The sequence below is a fragment of the Fructilactobacillus sp. YLN 2412 genome (assembly GCF_059488745.1).
Genome location: NZ_CM183165.1, coordinates 1,370,667 through 1,387,131, shown reverse-complemented (window position 1 = coordinate 1,387,131; position 16,465 = coordinate 1,370,667). Strand labels below are relative to the sequence as shown.

General features: G+C 38.6%; 13 protein-coding genes, 3 rRNA genes and 2 riboswitches. Of the genes, 9 read left to right on the top strand and 7 right to left on the bottom strand.

The features are described from left to right. The first annotated feature begins 14 nt into the window (after nt 1-14). A riboswitch (TPP riboswitch) is annotated at nt 15-103 on the top strand. Nucleotides 104-210: 107 nt separating this feature from the next. Beyond that, entirely contained in the window at nt 211-777 is a 567-nt protein-coding gene (locus AC0GLR_RS06980) for an ECF transporter S component (protein ID WP_495604728.1), read from the top strand. A 53-nt stretch (nt 778-830) separates the two neighbouring features. On the opposite strand, the gene AC0GLR_RS06975 is transcribed toward AC0GLR_RS06980, so the two are convergent. From AC0GLR_RS06975 to AC0GLR_RS06965, 3 genes are read right to left on the bottom strand one after another with little or no spacing between them, the layout of a single operon-like run. After that, nucleotides 831-1,319 carry a phosphatidylglycerophosphatase A family protein gene (locus AC0GLR_RS06975; protein WP_495604727.1) on the bottom strand — a complete coding sequence of 163 codons (489 nt, stop codon included), beginning with the start codon at nt 1,317-1,319 and terminating at the stop codon, nt 831-833. Nucleotides 1,320-1,332: 13 nt separating this feature from the next. Beyond that, nucleotides 1,333-1,980, bottom strand: a complete 648-nt coding sequence (locus tag AC0GLR_RS06970) for an energy-coupling factor transporter transmembrane component T family protein (RefSeq protein WP_495604726.1) — start codon at nt 1,978-1,980, stop codon at nt 1,333-1,335. After that, complete coding sequence (locus AC0GLR_RS06965) at nt 1,977-3,392, bottom strand: ATP-binding cassette domain-containing protein (RefSeq protein ID WP_495604725.1); 1,416 nt, start codon at nt 3,390-3,392, stop codon at nt 1,977-1,979. Before AC0GLR_RS06965 ends, AC0GLR_RS06970 begins: the two co-directional genes overlap by 4 nt. A gap of 70 nt (nt 3,393-3,462) precedes the next feature. Continuing rightward, nucleotides 3,463-3,554: riboswitch (TPP riboswitch) on the bottom strand. Nucleotides 3,555-3,744: 190 nt separating this feature from the next. On the opposite strand from AC0GLR_RS06965, the gene AC0GLR_RS06960 reads away from it, so the two are divergent. Then, complete coding sequence (locus tag AC0GLR_RS06960) at nt 3,745-4,284, top strand: biotin transporter BioY (RefSeq protein ID WP_495604724.1); 540 nt, start codon at nt 3,745-3,747, stop codon at nt 4,282-4,284. 46 nt (nt 4,285-4,330) lie between these two features. On the opposite strand, the gene recA is transcribed toward AC0GLR_RS06960, so the two are convergent. After that, nucleotides 4,331-5,452 (bottom strand): recombinase RecA, encoded by a 1,122-nt coding sequence (recA, locus tag AC0GLR_RS06955; RefSeq protein WP_495604723.1) that lies wholly within the window; start codon nt 5,450-5,452, stop codon nt 4,331-4,333. A gap of 95 nt (nt 5,453-5,547) precedes the next feature. Next, complete coding sequence (locus tag AC0GLR_RS06950; RefSeq protein WP_495604722.1) at nt 5,548-5,778, bottom strand: hypothetical protein; 231 nt, start codon at nt 5,776-5,778, stop codon at nt 5,548-5,550. 143 nt (nt 5,779-5,921) lie between these two features. Here AC0GLR_RS06950 and AC0GLR_RS06945 point away from each other — a divergent pair, with 143 nt between their 5' ends. Genes AC0GLR_RS06945 through AC0GLR_RS06935 form a run of 3 tightly spaced genes read left to right on the top strand, consistent with a single transcriptional unit; the run spans nt 5,922 to nt 8,390 of the window. After that, entirely contained in the window at nt 5,922-7,355 is a 1,434-nt protein-coding gene (locus AC0GLR_RS06945) for an APC family permease (RefSeq protein ID WP_495604721.1), read from the top strand. 14 nt (nt 7,356-7,369) lie between these two features. After that, nucleotides 7,370-8,077, top strand: coding sequence for an AzlC family ABC transporter permease (locus tag AC0GLR_RS06940; RefSeq protein WP_495604720.1), 708 nt, complete (start codon nt 7,370-7,372; stop codon nt 8,075-8,077). Continuing rightward, nucleotides 8,064-8,390 carry an AzlD domain-containing protein gene (locus tag AC0GLR_RS06935; RefSeq protein WP_495604719.1) on the top strand — a complete coding sequence of 109 codons (327 nt, stop codon included), beginning with the start codon at nt 8,064-8,066 and terminating at the stop codon, nt 8,388-8,390. Before AC0GLR_RS06940 ends, AC0GLR_RS06935 begins: the two co-directional genes overlap by 14 nt. Nucleotides 8,391-8,609: 219 nt before the next feature. Here AC0GLR_RS06935 and AC0GLR_RS06930 read toward each other — a convergent pair whose 3' ends face one another. Continuing rightward, complete coding sequence (locus AC0GLR_RS06930; protein ID WP_495604718.1) at nt 8,610-9,134, bottom strand: GNAT family N-acetyltransferase; 525 nt, start codon at nt 9,132-9,134, stop codon at nt 8,610-8,612. Between the two features lie 78 nt (nt 9,135-9,212). Continuing rightward, nucleotides 9,213-10,391 (bottom strand): thiolase family protein, encoded by a 1,179-nt coding sequence (locus AC0GLR_RS06925; RefSeq protein WP_495604717.1) that lies wholly within the window; start codon nt 10,389-10,391, stop codon nt 9,213-9,215. 90 nt (nt 10,392-10,481) lie between these two features. On the opposite strand from AC0GLR_RS06925, the gene AC0GLR_RS06920 reads away from it, so the two are divergent. From AC0GLR_RS06920 to rrf, 4 genes are all read left to right on the top strand, one after another. Continuing rightward, nucleotides 10,482-11,027 (top strand): hypothetical protein, encoded by a 546-nt coding sequence (locus AC0GLR_RS06920; RefSeq protein WP_495604716.1) that lies wholly within the window; start codon nt 10,482-10,484, stop codon nt 11,025-11,027. A 451-nt stretch (nt 11,028-11,478) separates the two neighbouring features. Next, nucleotides 11,479-13,055, top strand: a 16S ribosomal RNA gene (locus tag AC0GLR_RS06915). 218 nt (nt 13,056-13,273) lie between these two features. Beyond that, nucleotides 13,274-16,189 (top strand): 23S ribosomal RNA (locus tag AC0GLR_RS06910). 95 nt (nt 16,190-16,284) lie between these two features. Continuing rightward, a 5S ribosomal RNA gene (rrf, locus tag AC0GLR_RS06905) occupies nt 16,285-16,401 on the top strand. The 16S, 23S and 5S rRNA genes sit together here, the layout of an rRNA operon. Nucleotides 16,402-16,465 lie beyond the last annotated feature (64 nt).

Sequence of the window (16,465 nt, the reverse complement as noted above, 5' to 3'; positions counted from 1 at the left end):
AATGGAACTATAAAAATATTAAGTTGGGGTGCCACGAGCTGAGATTAAACCCATTGAACCTGATATAGTCAAAACTATCGCAGGAAACTTATCCAATTTAGATAATTAACGATTGTGTTTTTCACAATTATAAAATTGATTTTCTAAAGTACTCAGCTCATGGTTGGGTACTTTTTATTTTGGAAAATTATATTTTTAGAGGAGAAAAACATGAAAAAATGGCTTGAGAGTTGGCATTTAAAAAGCATCATTATGGTAACTTTGATAGGAGTTGTATGTGGGTTAGTATTTTGGGTAATGGATCCAATTTATACTGCACTAACTGCTATATTGACACCGTTAGGCTTAGCTCCATTTACCAATGCAATTTTGATTGGTTTTTGGACGATGGGTGGACCATTAGCATTAATGATAATTCGCATTCCTGGATCTGGATTATTAGCTGAATTCTTTGGGGCTGTCGTAGAAATGCTACTTGGCGGTATTTGGGGAGCAGCTACTTTAATTTCTGGTTTAGTTCAAGGATTTGGATCTGAACTAGGTTTTGCTTTTACTGGCTATAAAAAATACAACTGGTTTGGTATGACTTTATCAGTTATTACAACAACGGTGGTAACGTTTGGTTGGGAACTAATTAAACATGATTATGCTGGTTTCAGTTTTGGCATGATTGCAGCATTGTTTGTGGTTAGTTTGATTTCTGTTTTTCTCTTTAGTGGAGTTTTGACCATGGCAATTGCTAAATTGTTAGAACGAACTCATTTGATTGAAAAATAAATTTAAAAAAATGACTTCTGATTTTTTCAGAAGTCATTTTTTGTTGGAGAGAATTATGAATCAGCATGGGCTAGTTTAGCAGATACTGCTGCCACTAGTGCTCCCACTAAATCATCAATAAAAGTAGTAACATGTTGAGAATCATGGTCTAATTTTCTGATGATTCCTGGTTTATTAAGATCAATTTCATTGAAATTAGTCATACCGATGGTTCCATAAACGGTCGCAATTGGAAGCGCTAAAACTTCATCAACTCCGAAAACACCGAGATCATGACGAATAATGCTAGCTAATGGTTCTTGTAATTGATGCTGATTAGTTAAAGTGTCGAGCTCTAAACCCACTAACGCATGATCTAAGACCTCTCGTTTGTGTAAGACTGTTTTAGTAATTTCGTCTATTTGTGTTAGTGAAGGAACGTTACTATATTGTTTTTGCAAATTATAGGCAAGTTGTGAGATGGTTCTGATGGTAATTCCATGATTTTTCAAAGATTTACAAACAAATTGATATGCTTCTTGATCTGGATATTTATAATTCATTGTTGTACCTCGTTTAAATTGAAAATGCTAAAATCTGGACAATTATTAGAATTCCAATAAAGATTAGCATGTCCTTTTTACTAATGACGACTTTGGTAATGAAAGTACGTGGTTGATTTTCAACAAAACCTTGAGATTGCATAGCTTGTGACAGGTCTCCTGACCATTGTAAGGCAACTAAGAGCGCTTTAAAATATAAAGTTGGTTTCCATGGATTTAATTGTTCACCACGCATATTTCCATTGGCGCGAATAATCTGAATTTCGTATTTTAAACGGGGGACTAGATTGATAGCTGCGAGAACGCCGTAGACAAATTTAGCGGGCACATGAAAATTTTGTTCTAGGGCTTGGGCTAAGCTAACGATGTAGGTGGTTAATGAAAAGCTTAGTCCCAAGTAGACATAGGCATAAAGACGAGTAAAAAGGACCATCCCCATATAAAGTCCGTGGCTGCCATAATATAGTTGGGAGAGAAAGATTCCCACGGCTGGGACAAATGCAATCAGACTAAAAATAGCAATCGTTTTAAAATGAACTCGGTGCCAGAAAAGGTAAATTAGGGATGCAGCAATTAAAAATAAATTAAGCCAAATGTTGGTTAAAAAAGAAATTTCAAATGCAATTATGAAAACTAATAATAACTTTAATGCTGGATTCATTCCAGGTCCTCCTTATACTGCAATTCTTGATTGGCGAAATTAACGTGATAATTAAAAAAGTCATTAAACTGATAGATTTGGTGACTAATTACGATGGTAGAATGACCGCGATTTAGAAAACTAGTTTGAATTAGATTTTGTACTTGTTTGATAGATGCAACATCTAAACCGGAAAATGGTTCATCAAGTAGCATAATTAGCGGATCTCTAATTAACATTAACAGGATTTGTAATTTTTTCTTTTGTCCGCCGCTCAAACTATAAACAACCTGATCCATTTTATGATCTAAATTTAGGGTAGCTAGTGCTTGTTTGATTTTTTCGTTCGTCCAAAAATCACTTAATGCATTTTTCTGTGCCAACATTAATTCTTCTTGCATGGTAACTGCTAAAAACTGGTCTGCTGCATTTTGAAACACGAGCACTAATTGTTTATAATATTTTTTATTTTTAATTTTTTGTATATTATTGTCATCTAATGTGATAATTCCCTGATACTTTTTAAGTTTACTAATAGAATAAAAAAGGGATGATTTGCCAATTCCACTTGCTCCTGTCAGAAGCGTGCACCCATTATAAAAAGCAAAATTGGATGCATTTAATAGTGTAGTGGCAGGAGTTTTTAAAATATAATTTGTTAAAGAAATAATTTTTGGCTTATTTTGCTTAGGAAGAGCAAACGAAATTTTTGGTGAATGAGAATTATTCAAGAGACTGTTCATTTCTGATAATGGTAATTCTGTAATTTGTTCTTCATGGACTTGAAAAAGATCATCTGCTAACCCAGCATAACCAGACAAATCATGATCAGAAATTACAATAGTTTTATGTTGTTGTTGTTTTAATTGCACTAATTTATTTAAGATATCGCGTTTGGAAGCCAAATCAATACTTGCAAATGGCTCATCTAACAAAATAATATCTGAGTTCATTGCAATTAGAGTTGCAAGGACTACTTTTTGTTTTTCACCCCCTGAAAGTGTGATGATCTCACGATTTCGCAATTTTTCAATTTCACAAAAGGCAAGTGCTTCATCAGTTCTTTTTTGAATTTCAGGAGAAGGTGTTTGAAGATTTTCGAGAGCGAAGATGATTTCTTCTTCGACTTTTTGCATGACAAATTGTTGATTTGGGTCTTGAAACATCATACTAATTAATTTTGATCGTTTTGTGGCTGAAACATTTTTGATATTAGTTGATCCTAGTATGATTTCCCCTTTAATTTCACACTTTTGATTTTCTTTCTCACTCAATCCAGCCGCTAAAGTTAAAAGAGTAGATTTACCACATCCGGATGGACCAGTTAAAAGCGACAATTTGTTACTTGGAAAAGTAACATTAACATCTTTGAAAATTGGTTTCTTATTGGATGTAAACTTAAAATAAAAGTTTTTTACTCCAATGTTTGGCATAATAGCTTCCTCCAAATAAAAAGCCGTCTCCTAAAAAGGAAACGGCTAAGTTTTTTGTTGTAATTAGACAACTGAATGTCACTTTATTACCTACGCTAGCATTACCTAGATCAGGTTCAACGGGTATAATCTCAGCCGTTATTGGCACCCCAGCTATTTAATTATCTTTATTGTATCAAACAATATTGCCTAGCGGTGAAAAGGATAACAATTAAATGACAAAAGTGACAGGATTACAATTTTGTATATTTGAAAACATTGTTCTAATCGGATTTCGTTAAAAATCATTTGGCAAACGATTGCTTCTCAATGATAATTAAGAAATATATTTAAAAGGAGAAAGAAAAATAAAATGAAAACAAAAGAAATTGCTTATTGTGGAATGATGGTTGCTATTATTGCTGTTTTAGGTTTAATACCACCCATTACAGTTCCGATAATTCCAGTGCCAATCTCATTTCAAACGATGGGAATCATGCTGGCAGGCTGTTTATTGGGAAAAAAGTTAGGCACTATCAGTGTAATAATCTTTTTATTGTTGGTAGCAGTTGGGATGCCGCTTTTAGCAGGATTTCGTGGTGGAATGGCTGTTTTTGCTGGTCCAACGGTTGGTTTTTTAGTTAGCTGGCCATTTTGTACATATTTGATTGGTTCGTTAGTCCAGCTAAACGATGGGAAGCATCAATTAATGGGTTATATAGTTGCCAACTTAATCGGTGGCATGCTATTAATGAATTTGATGGGAGGAATTGGATTATCATTAGTTACTCACATTTCGCTTGAAAAAGCATTATGGTCTTGTTTAATCTTTTTTCCGGGTGATATTGTAAAGGCTGTGATTGTAGCCATAGTAGTTTGGCGAGTGAAACAGCATCATTTTATAAAATTGTAAAAAATAACCTCTAACTGTAATTTTAACAGTTAGAGGTTATTTTAAATTAGATATCTAATTTTGGATCTTCAACCTTAGCATCAGCTTCTGGTTTAGATTCTTCTTTAGTATCTTTTTTCTTAGGCTCATCTTTAGTTGGCTTTTCTGGTTCTTCGGTTTCAATACCATAAGCAACTCGAACTTTATGAGTGATTTCTTCAACCATTTCAGGTTTTTCTTTTAAGTTGGCTACTGTTTTGTTAAGTCCTTGACCAAGACGTTCTTCGCCATATGAATACCATGATCCTGATTTGTTCACGATATCTTTTTCAACGGCTAAGTTCACCATGTCAGCTACTGGTTCAATCCCATGACCAAAGCTCATTAAAGTTTGAACTACTTTAAATGGAGGAGCTACCTTGTTTTTGGCCACTTTAATCTTGGTTTCTTTACCAACAACTTCTTGACCTTCTTTAGACTGTTTTCCACCACTAACTCGTAGACGAACACTTGAATAGAACTTCAAAGCCCGACCACCAGGAGTAGTTTCTGGACTACCAAACATTACGCCGACTTTTTCACGTAGTTGATTAATGAAAATAACTACTGTGTTAGTACGGTTAATATTGGAAGTTAATTTTCGTAATGCTTGAGACATCAGGCGAGCTTGCAACCCAACGTGAGAGTCACCAATGTCTCCTTCGATTTCTGACTTTGGAACTAAAGCTGCAACCGAATCGACAACAATTAAGTCAATTGCACCTGATCCGATTAAAGCATCCGCAATTTGTAGTCCTTCTTCACCTGTTCCTGGTTGTGAAAGTAATAGGTCGTCGATATCAACGCCTAATTCTTTGGCATATTCAGGATCCATCGCATTTTCAGCATCAATGTAAGCTGCTGTCCCACCGTTTTTTTGAATTTCAGCAACGGTTTGTAACGCGATCGTTGTTTTACCGGATGATTCAGCACCGAAAATTTCTACTACACGACCACGAGGAAATCCACCAATCCCTAACGCGATATCTAATGATAAAATCCCAGTTGAGATTGCTTCAACGTTAGTAGTAGGAGATTCTCCCATGCGCATAATTGCTCCGGTACCAAATTCCTTCTTAATTTGTTTTAATGCTTTATCAAGCTCGACTTGACGAGCTTCTTTAGCATTTTTTTTAGAACTTGAGGCCATAAAAACACCTTTCTATTTATTAAACATGAACATTTGTTCGTGTAACGATATTACTTATTTTACATTATTATTTACGTAAAACCAAGTAAAATAAATTAAATCTGTTTTTTAATTATATAAGGTTTGTTGTCATCATTATTTTTTTCAGCATGATCTTTTAAAAAAATGTCAAATGAATCATTGTTCTTACCATTTACAACAATTACGCTCGCATCTTCAAGGTTGTTGTGTTTTTGGCGATAAATCTTGGCACTGCGAACTGCCTCGTTATAATCTTGAAAGTTTCCTAATGAATTTCCAGGGTTAAAAAATACTGTTTCAGCCATCATATTACCACCTTTCATCCTAATTATAACGTATTTAAAAGTTAATGTATCTTTATGAAATTTTTAATAGTATAATTTTAAAAAAGATTTAATAAAAAACAAAAAATGATTAAAAAATAGGTTTAGTTGGAGGTTTGCGAAAAATGGGAAAAATTTGGGAGCGAATTACCCGAAAAGAAAGTCCGCAAAACTTGGAAGCAAAAGATGCTAATTTAACTCCGCATATGACTGCTAAAGATTTGCTAGGATTAGGCTTAGGTATGGTAGTTGGAACGGCAATTTTTACTTTACCAGGTATCGTAGCGGCTGAACATGCTGGTCCAGCAGTTTCCTTATCATTTGTACTGGGAGCTATTGGAGCTGGGTTAGCAGCATTAGCTTATGCCGAAGCTGCATCGGCTTTACCAGTCGCTGGTTCGGCATTCTCTTGGATTAGTGTCTTATTTGGAGAAGGATTTGGATGGATTGCTGGTTGGTTAATGCTTGCAGAATATTTTTTGGCGATTACCTTTGTGGCTTCAGGCTGGTCAGCTTATGTACAAGGATTCTTAGGAGAATTTGGGTTTCATTTACCACCAATGCTTACCTCAGGATATAACCCTAAAACTGGGGGTTTTTTTGATATTTTCGCAGCTCTTTCCATTATTTTAGTCGGGTTATTATTGAGTCGTAAGTTAAAAGGCGTTAATCGGTTGGAAAATGTTTTGGTAATTTTAAAAGTAGCCGTAGTGTTGCTATTTATTATTGTTGGTTTTACTTCGATTAAATATTCTAATTACCATCCATTTATTCCAGCCCATAAAGCTGGAACTTCATTTGGTGGATTAACTGGTATCTTAGCGGGAACTGCACAAGTTTTTGTAGCTTACGGTGGATTTGATGTGATTGCGTCTAATACCGCTGAAACTAAAGATCCGGGTAAAAATATGCCGCGGGGAATTATAGGAACGCTGATTATTGGAAGTGTCTTATTTGTTGGAGTTTCATTAGTGCTGGTGGGAATGTTTAAATATTCTGATTATGCTGGTAATGCCGAACCTTCTGCCTGGGCATTGCGCAAAGCAGGTCATTTTATTACTGCTAATATGTTGGCAGTAGTTGCAATTGTGGGGATGTTTGCTTCATTAATTGGGACCCAAATGGCCAGTTCGCGTTTAATTTATGCCTTTGGCCGTGATGGGCTACTGCCTAAAAAATTAGGTAAGGTTAATCAACGTCATATTCCAGGAAATGCTTTGCTGTTAGTAACAGTTGCAGCTGTATTAGTTGGATCAATGCTGCCCTTTACTTTTTTAGCAAATCTAGTTTCAGCCGGAACTTTAATTTCTTTTATGTTTGTTTCATTGGGAATTTACGCTTTACGTCCTCGAGAGGGAAAAGATATTCCAGTGCCCAAATTTAGAATGCCATTTTATCCAATTTTACCAGCAATTTCTGCCTTATTTTCTTTTGTGATTTTCTTAGAGTTGAGTAACGACGCTAAAATTTTGACTTTAATTTGGGCATTAATCGGAGTTCTTATTTATGTATTTTATGGGATGAAACATTCAAGTATTGCAACCAAAATAACAAAATAGAAAAGGTGATTGGTTTGAATGGGGAACTAACTGCAAAAACAGGAATCAAAGATACGATTCCAACTTTATCCGGATATATTGGTGTTGGATTAGCTTTTGGAATTGTAGCTAAATCTGCTGGTTTAAATGTGATTATGATTATTTTGATGTCAGCGATTACCTATTCTGGAGCAGCTCAGTTTGTGATTGTTAGTATGTTGGTTGCTGGTAGTTCCTTTTTTGCGATTATTTTATCTGTATTTTTGCTTTCAGCTCGTATGCTGTTAATGGGGATGACGGTGGCTCCCTATATGAAAAAGGAGTCAATGCTAAAAAATATAATTATTGGTTCATTATTAACGGATGAAACTTTTGCACTAAGTATGAATAAGTTAAATGTTACTGGGCGATTGTTGTCTTTTAAGTGGTTAAACTCAGCAAATTTGATTGCCTATTTAACTTGGGTAGTTTCATCTGGAGTTGGTGGTGCTTTAGGCGGATTAATCCCTAATCCAAATCAGTTTGGACTGGATTTTGCTTTTTTGGCGATGTTTATTGGATTATTATATTTACAAGTAATTGCTGACAAAACCATGGAATTTAAATTACAGCTAGCGGTGATCTCGATTACTTTGGGATTAACTTATATTGGTCTGATTTTCATCCCAAGTAACTTATTATTAATCGTTGTCACTTTAGCTGGATGCGGATTTGGAGTGTTTATAAAAGATGCCTTCTTTTAAATTTATTTTACTTGTTATTGTTGGATGCGGGTTAGTGACGTGGCTATTAAGGGTAATTCCATTTGTTTTATTAAAGAAATTTGAGTTACCGCGTTCCTTTGTACAATTTCTTAGTTTTGTACCGATTGTGATTATGGCAGCGTTATGGTTTAATGGATTATTTGTACAACATCTAGGGCATTTTCCCACGATTAATGTTCCTAATTTGTTAGCTTCAATTCCTACCATTATTGCGGCTGTTATTAGTAAAAATTTGTTGGTAATTGTGGCAGTGGGAATTGTTTCTTTGGCACTAATCAGAATATTAATATAAAAAATACCAAAGCTAATGGCTTTGGTATTTTTTATAAGAAGTAAATTAAAATAAGAATTAGGCAGAACATGATGGTCAGTGCAATAAAACGCTTTGACAAAATGGTATGTTGTTCGTGATAGGTCCAAAACATACATGCCAAAGTTATCACTAACGCTGCTACTGCCATAATTAGTAATTTTGTTAAAACTGCCTGATTACCCATTTAAATCTCCTATACTATTGAAGTTCAATTTGATATGCGTAACGGTCATCATCTTCAGCTTTGGTACGAATGATACCTCGTCTAGTAAATCCACTAGCTAAGATGATATGTTGCATTCCTTCATTTTTAGGATGGGTATCAATTCTGACATCTTTAAATCCTAATAAGTCTGAAATGGTTAATAAACCACTAATTAATTTATATGCAAGTCCTTGACCACGATATTCATGTGATACAGAAACACGATGAATGGCAGAATAATGAGCTTCAGAGCCGTTTTTCCATTCTCCTTCTTCCATTTCAAGATAATCAGGATCGATACCAAGATGAAGGGTAGCTGATCCAGCTACTTTTCCATCGATATCAAGTACATAACTAATGCCATTATCAATATCTCTTTTTATATCGGCTTGGGAAGGATATGTTCCTTGCCATTGGTTAATTCCCTGTTCTTTTAGGAAACCTCTTCCTGCATTGATAATTTTTGAGATTGCTGGTAAATCTTTTTCAGTTGCTTTTCGAACATAAGTACAAGTCATAATAAAACACATCCTCACTGTTTGGTTTAACGAATTTCAATTATAAAGAACTGCGGTAAAATTTACAACTAACAATAATTATTTCAAATGGATACTCATTGCCATGGCCATTCCTCCACCAATACACAATGTTGCTAATCCATTTTTTTGTTGAGTCCTTCTTAAATTATTAATGAGTGTGATTAAAATCCGAGCGCCAGAGTCTCCAAGTGGATGTCCCATTGCGATTGCTCCCCCAGTGATATTTAACTTATTATCTGGGATTTTCAAATCACGAGATACAGCAATACTTTGAGAAGCAAAAGCTTCATTTAGCTCGAACAAATCAAAATCTGAAATAGTTTTATTTTGTTTTTGTAATAATTTGTTTACAGCATAGTAGGGTGCGTATCCCATAATATTAGGATTGCAACCAGCTTCAGCATATTCGTCAATAATTGCTAAAGGTTTAATCCCTAGTTCCTCTGCTTTACTTTCTTTCATTAAAACAAGAGCAGATGCACCGTCATTTAAACTGGCAGCATTACCAGCTGTAACAGTCCCAGTTTTTTTAAATGCAGGATTTAATTTACTAAGCTGTTCTAAATTTGTATCAGGACGAACAGTTTCATCTTGAGTGTAAGTAATAGTTTCTTTTTTACCATTAATTGTGATGGGGATTATTTCATTTTTTAAGTAATCATTTTTGATGGCTTGGGCTGCTTTTTGATGTGATAATAATGAAAATCTATCTTGATCTTCGCGAGAAATATTGAATTTTTCTGCGACATTTTCAGCTGTAATACCCATTGGTTCATTTGTTTTAGCATCATTGAGACCATCAGTTTCGATACTGTCTTCCATGGTAAAGGCACCAAATTTATGCCCTGTTCTAGTTTTTGAATTTAAATAGGGAGCATTTGACATACTTTCAGTTCCACCGGCAACAACAATCTCTGCATCGCCATTTAAAATGGCAGTTTGCCCCATTCTAACAGCTTTCATACCAGATCCGCATACTTGATTAATGGTACAAGCAGTGCTGGTAGCCGGGATACCTGCATTTAGTTCAATTTGTCGAGCAATATTTTGACCACCACCTGCTTGAATTACGTTGCCAAAAATAACTTGGTCGACCGCACCTGGATCAAGATTAACTGTGGTTATAGTTGCTTTGGCTGCAATTGTCCCTAAGTCTACTGATGATAAACTTTTTAAATTACCGTTAATTTTACCGATTGGAGTACGTTTGGCACTTACGATTGCAATTTTTTCCAATGATTATTACGCTCCTTGTGTTAATTTATGTTTACATTATACCTGGAATGTTTTTGATAGTATAATAATGGGAATGAAAGGATGAGAAAAATGGATAAAGAAAAACAAGTTCAACAAGTTGGGGCAATGATTGATAAGTGGTTGGATGCAATTGATTCTGAAAATGATGTTAAAAGATTAGATCCGGATCGAATTCGTGAGATTGATGCTATTATAGATAGTTTTGTTGAAATTGCTATTGTTGGTTTGAATAAACAACCTAATCAATGGAATGATGAAGTAGTTGGTGAAGTAATGTTTTCTCGTTTTCTACTATTATTAGAAGAAAATGAAAAAACTACAAGCTTATATGAATTAATTCCATTTGCATTAAAAAAATTATTTGGTTATTTAGGAAAACAAGGTTTATTACAAAATTCTTCTCATTTGATTGATTGGGTTAATATTAATTCTAAGGGATTAACGTCATTGTATGATCCAAAGTTTGATGCTTTTTATCGTGATTTGTCTGATGCTATGCGTAGAGAAGGAATTAATACGCATGACAAGAAGGCAGTTGATGATTTCACAAAATTATATTTAGAACAACATCCAGATTCTGGGATTGAATTATATAGTGATGATAGAAAAAAATAATTTGACTTTTTTTGACCAAGTTGTTGACATGGTATTTAGGAGGGTGTATATTATTAATTGTCGTTTGAGGGATGGCAAGTTTTTATGATTAATGAGTGAAAATAAATTTTTTAAAATTAATTGTTAAAAACGTTTGACATTCTTTGACCAATGAGATATACTAATAATTGTTCGTTAGGAAATGACTATGAAATGTTTTTACGGATTAATCTTTAAGTAATTGAGTTTTTTAAAATTAATTAAGTAAAATCATTGACAATTATTTTTAAACGAGCTATGATAGTAAATGCACTGCAGAAGCAGTGCAAGAGTAGATCTTTGAAAACTGAACAAGATTTTGATTACAAAAGTGTAAGGTAATCTTTAAACTTAGTTTAAAGGTTAAAACATTATGCAAAGTCAATTTGCTTTAAGAAATAAAATAAATAAGAGCTAGTAAAGTTCTCATTTTTAAAATGAGAGTTTGATCCTGGCTCAGGACGAACGTTGGCGGCGTGCCTAATACATGCAAGTCGAACGAGGTCTCCTAACTGATAGCTGGTGCTTGCATCAGCTTGACGATAGATCTGACCGAGTGGCGAACTGGTGAGTAACACGTGGGTAACCTGCCCAGAAGAAGGGGATAACACCTGGAAACAGATGCTAATACCGTATAACAACGAGAACCACATGGTTCTCGTTTGAAAGATGGCTTTTATGCTATCGCTTCTGGATGGACCCGCGGCGTATTAGCTAGTTGGTGAGATAATAGCTCACCAAGGCAATGATACGTAGCAGACCTGAGAGGGTAATCTGCCACAATGGGACTGAGACACGGCCCATACTCCTACGGGAGGCAGCAGTAGGGAATCTTCCACAATGGACGAAAGTCTGATGGAGCAACGCCGCGTGAGTGAAGAAGGGTTTCGGCTCGTAAAACTCTGTTGTTAGAGAAGAACGGCCGTGAGAGCAACTGCTCACGGTGTGACGGTATCTAACCAGAAAGTCACGGCTAACTACGTGCCAGCAGCCGCGGTAATACGTAGGTGGCAAACGTTGTCCGGATTTATTGGGCGTAAAGCGAGCGCAGGCGGTTTTCTAAGTCTGATGTGAAAGCCTTCGGCTTAACCGGAGAAGTGCATCGGAAACTGGATAACTTGAGTGCAGAAAAGGACAGTGGAACTTCATGTGTAGCGGTGAAATGCGTAGATATATGAAGGAACACCAGTGGCGAAGGCGGCTGTCTGGTCTGCATCTGACGCTGAGGCTCGAAAGCATGGGTAGCAAACAGGATTAGATACCCTGGTAGTCCATGCCGTAAACGATGAATGCTAGGTGTTGGGAGGTTTCCGCCTCTCAGTGCCGCAGCTAACGCATTAAGCATTCCGCCTGGGGAGTACGACCGCAAGGTTGAAACTCAAAGGAATTGACGGGGACCCGCACAAGCGGTGGAGCATGTGGTTTAATTCGATGCTACGCGAAGAACCTTACCAGGACTTGACATCTTCTGTTAACCTAAGAGATTAGGTGTCCCCTTCGGGGGCAGAATGACAGGTGGTGCATGGTTGTCGTCAGCTCGTGTCGTGAGATGTTGGGTTAAGTCCCGCAACGAGCGCAACCCTTGTCTTTAGTTGCCAGCATTAAGTTGGGCACTCTAGAGAGACTGCCGGTGATAAACCGGAGGAAGGTGGGGATGACGTCAAATCATCATGCCCCTTATGTCCTGGGCTACACACGTGCTACAATGGACGGTACAACGAGTTGCGAAACCGCAAGGTCAAGCTAATCTCTTAAAGCCGTTCTCAGTTCGGATTGCAGGCTGCAACTCGCCTGCATGAAGTTGGAATCGCTAGTAATCGTGGATCAGCATGCCACGGTGAATACGTTCCCGGGTCTTGTACACACCGCCCGTCACACCATGAGAGTTTGTAACACCCAAAGTCGGTTGGATAACCTTTACGGAGTCCGCCGCCTAAGGTGGGACAGATGATTAGGGTGAAGTCGTAACAAGGTAGCCGTAGGAGAACCTGCGGCTGGATCACCTCCTTTCTAAGGAAAAATTCGGAACTTACACCGATCAAAATCTTGCTCAGTTTTGAGAGTATCTACTCTCAGACTTTGTTCTTTGAAAACTAGATAATATTATTTTCTGTAAAAATTATATTTTTAATATAATTTCAACCGAGAAATAACCATTGTGTTATTTGAGTTTTTTAAATTAATAGTTTAATCGCTAAACTCAATAATTTATAATCCGAAGGATTATAGGTTAAGTTAAAAAGGGCGCATGGTGAATGCCTTGGTACTAGGAGCCGATGAAGGACGGAACTAACACCGATATGCTTCGGGGAGCTGTACGTAAGCTTTGATCCGGAGATTTCCGAATGAGGAAACTCGACCAGTGTCATGACTGGTCACTGCGTAGTGAATACATAGCTGCGCAGAGGCAGACGTGGGGAACTGAAACATCTAAGTACCCACAGGAATATAAAGAAATTTCGATTCCCAAAGTAGCGGCGAGCGAACTGGGAATAGCCCAAACCGGACCTTTATGGTCCGGGGTTGTAGGACTGAACATTTGAGTTACAAAAGTATTTGATAATTGAAGCAGCTGGGAAGCTGCACCAAAGAGAGTGATAGTCTCGTAAATGAAATCGAATACCCTCAGTTCAGGATCCTGAGTACGGCGCCACACGTGTAACGGCGTCGGAATCCGGGAGGACCATCTCCCAAGGCTAAATACTCCCTAGTGACCGATAGTGAACCAGTACCGTGAGGGAAAGGTGAAAAGCACCCCGGAAGGGGAGTGAAATAGTTCCTGCAACCATGTGCCTACAAGCAGTTAGAGCCCGTTAACGGGTGATAGCGTGCCTTTTGTAGAATGAACCGGCGAGTTACAGTTGCATGCAAGGTTAAGCCGAAAAAGCGGAGCCGTAGCGAAAGCAAGTCTTAAGAGGGCGTTTTAGTATGTTGCCGTAGACCCGAAACCAGGTGATCTATCCATGTCCAGGATGAAAGTGCGGTAATACGCACCGGAGGTCCGAACCCGTGTACGTTGAAAAGTGCTGGGATGAGGTGTGGATAGCGGTGAAATTCCAAACGAACTTGGAGATAGCTGGTTCTCTCCGAAATAGCTTTAGGGCTAGCCTCGGAATTAGAATCGTGGAGGTAGAGCCACTGTTTGAGCAAGGGGTCCATCTAGGATTACTGAGTTCAGATAAACTCCGAATACCACTGATTTATGTCCGGGAGTCAGACGATGAGTGATAAGATCCATCGTCGAAAGGGGAACAGCCCAGACCGCCAGTTAAGGTCCCTAAATATATGCTAAGTGGAAAAGGTAGTGAAGTTGCATAGACAACTAGGATGTTGGCTCAGAAGCAGCCATCATTTAAAGAGTGCGTAATAGCTCACTAGTCGAGTGATTCTGCGCCGAAAATTTACCGGGGCTAAGCATATTACCGAGACTGCGGACGCAACTACGTTGCGTGATAGGAGAGCGTTCTAAGAGCAATGAAGGCAGACCGCAAGGACTGCTGGAGCGCTTAGAAGTGAGAATGCCGGTATGAGTAGCGAAAGATCAGTGAGAATCTGGTCCACCGAATGACTAAGGTTTCCTGGGGAAGGCTCGTCCTCCCAGGGTTAGTCGGGACCTAAGCCGAGGCTGAGAAGCGTAGGCGATGGATAACAGGTTGAGATTCCTGTACTAGTTAATTATGTTTGAACAATGGAGGGACGCAGAAGGCTAAGTTATGCATACTGATGGATATGTATGTTCAAATCGTAAGTCAGGTTATGAGTTAAATGCTTGTAGCCGGGTTGACAAGCGATGATGAGAATCGAAATTTAAGTAGAGAAGTAACCCATGTCACGCTGCCGAGAAAAGCTTCTAGTTAGTAATTAATTACCCGTACCGCAAACCGACACAGGTAGTCGAGGAGAGTATCCTCAGGTGAGCGAGAGAACTCTCGTTAAGGAACTCGGCAAAATGACCCCGTAACTTCGGAAGAAGGGGTGCTGGCCTCACGGCCAGCCGCAGTGAAAAGACTCAAACGACTGTTTATCAAAAACACAGGTTTATGCAAAATCGTAAGATGAAGTATATGGGCTGACGCCTGCCCGGTGCTGGAAGGTTAAGTGGAAAGGTTAGCTTCGGCAAAGCCTCGAAATGAAGCCCCAGTAAACGGCGGCCGTAACTATAACGGTCCTAAGGTAGCGAAATTCCTTGTCGGGTAAGTTCCGACCCGCACGAAAGGCGTAACGATTTGAGTACTGTCTCAACGAGAGACTCGGTGAAATTAAGATACCTGTGAAGAAGCAGGTTACCCGCGACAGGACGGAAAGACCCCATGGAGCTTTACTGTAGCTTGATATTGGGTGTTTACATAGCTTGTACAGGATAGGTAGGAGCCATAGAAGCCGGAACGCTAGTTTCGGTGGAGGCGTCAGTGGGATACTACCCTTGCTATGTGAACACTCTAACCCTGAGCACTTAACGTGCTCGGAGACAGTGTCTGGTTGGCAGTTTGACTGGGGCGGTCGCCTCCTAAATAGTAACGGAGGCGCTCAAAGGTTTGCTTAGAATGGTTGGAAATCATTTGTAAAGTGTAAAGGCAAAAGCAAGCTTGACTGCGAGACAAACAGGTCGAGCAGGGACGAAAGTCGGACTTAGTGATCCGGTGGTACCATATGGAAGGGCCATCGCTCAACGGATAAAAGCTACCCTGGGGATAACAGGCTTATCTCCCCCAAGAGTTCACATCGACGGGGAGGTTTGGCACCTCGATGTCGGCTCATCGCATCCTGGGGCTGTAGTTGGTCCCAAGGGTTGGGCTGTTCGCCCATTAAAGCGGTACGCGAGCTGGGTTCAGAACGTCGTGAGACAGTTCGGTCCCTATCCGTCGCGGGCGCAGGAAATTTGAGAGGAGCTGTCCCTAGTACGAGAGGACCGGGATGGACATACCGCTGGTGTATCAGTTGCGCCGCCAGGCGCATTGCTGAGTAGCTATGTATGGATGAGATAAACGCTGAAAGCATCTAAGTGTGAAACTCGCCTCAAGATGAGATTTCCCATTCCTATATGGAAGTAAGACTCCTGAAAGATGATCAGGTCGATAGGTTAGAAGTGGAAGCATAGTGATATGTGAAGCGGACTAATACTAATCAGTCGAGGACTTAACCAAGGAAGACACAGGGTTAAATCAAAGTTGAACAGAGAAGATATTATCTAGTTTTGAGAGAACGAAGTTCGCTCAGGCTTATGGAAGCATAAGTAAAGTGTGGTGGCGATAGCCTGAAGGATACACCTGTTCCCATGCCGAACACAGAAGTTAAGCTTCAGCACGCCAAAAGTAGTTGGGGGATCGCCCCCTGCGAGGATAGGACGTTGCCACGCAACCCAAACAGTAAGAGACGCTCACCGAAATGGTGGGCGTCTTTTTTTGTGTCTTTAATTATAA

What these genes read in the sequence shown, in the direction of transcription:
- recA (WP_495604723.1), bottom strand. Translation starts at nt 5,452, where the DNA reads ATGGCCTCAAGTTCTAAAAAAAATGCTAAAGAAGCTCGTCAAGTCGAG.
- AC0GLR_RS06965 (WP_495604725.1), bottom strand. Translation starts at nt 3,392, where the DNA reads ATGCCAAACATTGGAGTAAAAAACTTTTATTTTAAGTTTACATCCAAT.
- AC0GLR_RS06950 (WP_495604722.1), bottom strand. Translation starts at nt 5,778, where the DNA reads ATGGCTGAAACAGTATTTTTTAACCCTGGAAATTCATTAGGAAACTTT.
- AC0GLR_RS06935 (WP_495604719.1), top strand. Translation starts at nt 8,064, where the DNA reads ATGCCTTCTTTTAAATTTATTTTACTTGTTATTGTTGGATGCGGGTTA.
- AC0GLR_RS06980 (WP_495604728.1), top strand. Translation starts at nt 211, where the DNA reads ATGAAAAAATGGCTTGAGAGTTGGCATTTAAAAAGCATCATTATGGTA.
- AC0GLR_RS06960 (WP_495604724.1), top strand. Translation starts at nt 3,745, where the DNA reads ATGAAAACAAAAGAAATTGCTTATTGTGGAATGATGGTTGCTATTATT.
- AC0GLR_RS06920 (WP_495604716.1), top strand. Translation starts at nt 10,482, where the DNA reads ATGGATAAAGAAAAACAAGTTCAACAAGTTGGGGCAATGATTGATAAG.
- AC0GLR_RS06975 (WP_495604727.1), bottom strand. Translation starts at nt 1,319, where the DNA reads ATGAATTATAAATATCCAGATCAAGAAGCATATCAATTTGTTTGTAAA.
- AC0GLR_RS06945 (WP_495604721.1), top strand. Translation starts at nt 5,922, where the DNA reads ATGGGAAAAATTTGGGAGCGAATTACCCGAAAAGAAAGTCCGCAAAAC.
- AC0GLR_RS06970 (WP_495604726.1), bottom strand. Translation starts at nt 1,980, where the DNA reads ATGAATCCAGCATTAAAGTTATTATTAGTTTTCATAATTGCATTTGAA.
- AC0GLR_RS06930 (WP_495604718.1), bottom strand. Translation starts at nt 9,134, where the DNA reads ATGACTTGTACTTATGTTCGAAAAGCAACTGAAAAAGATTTACCAGCA.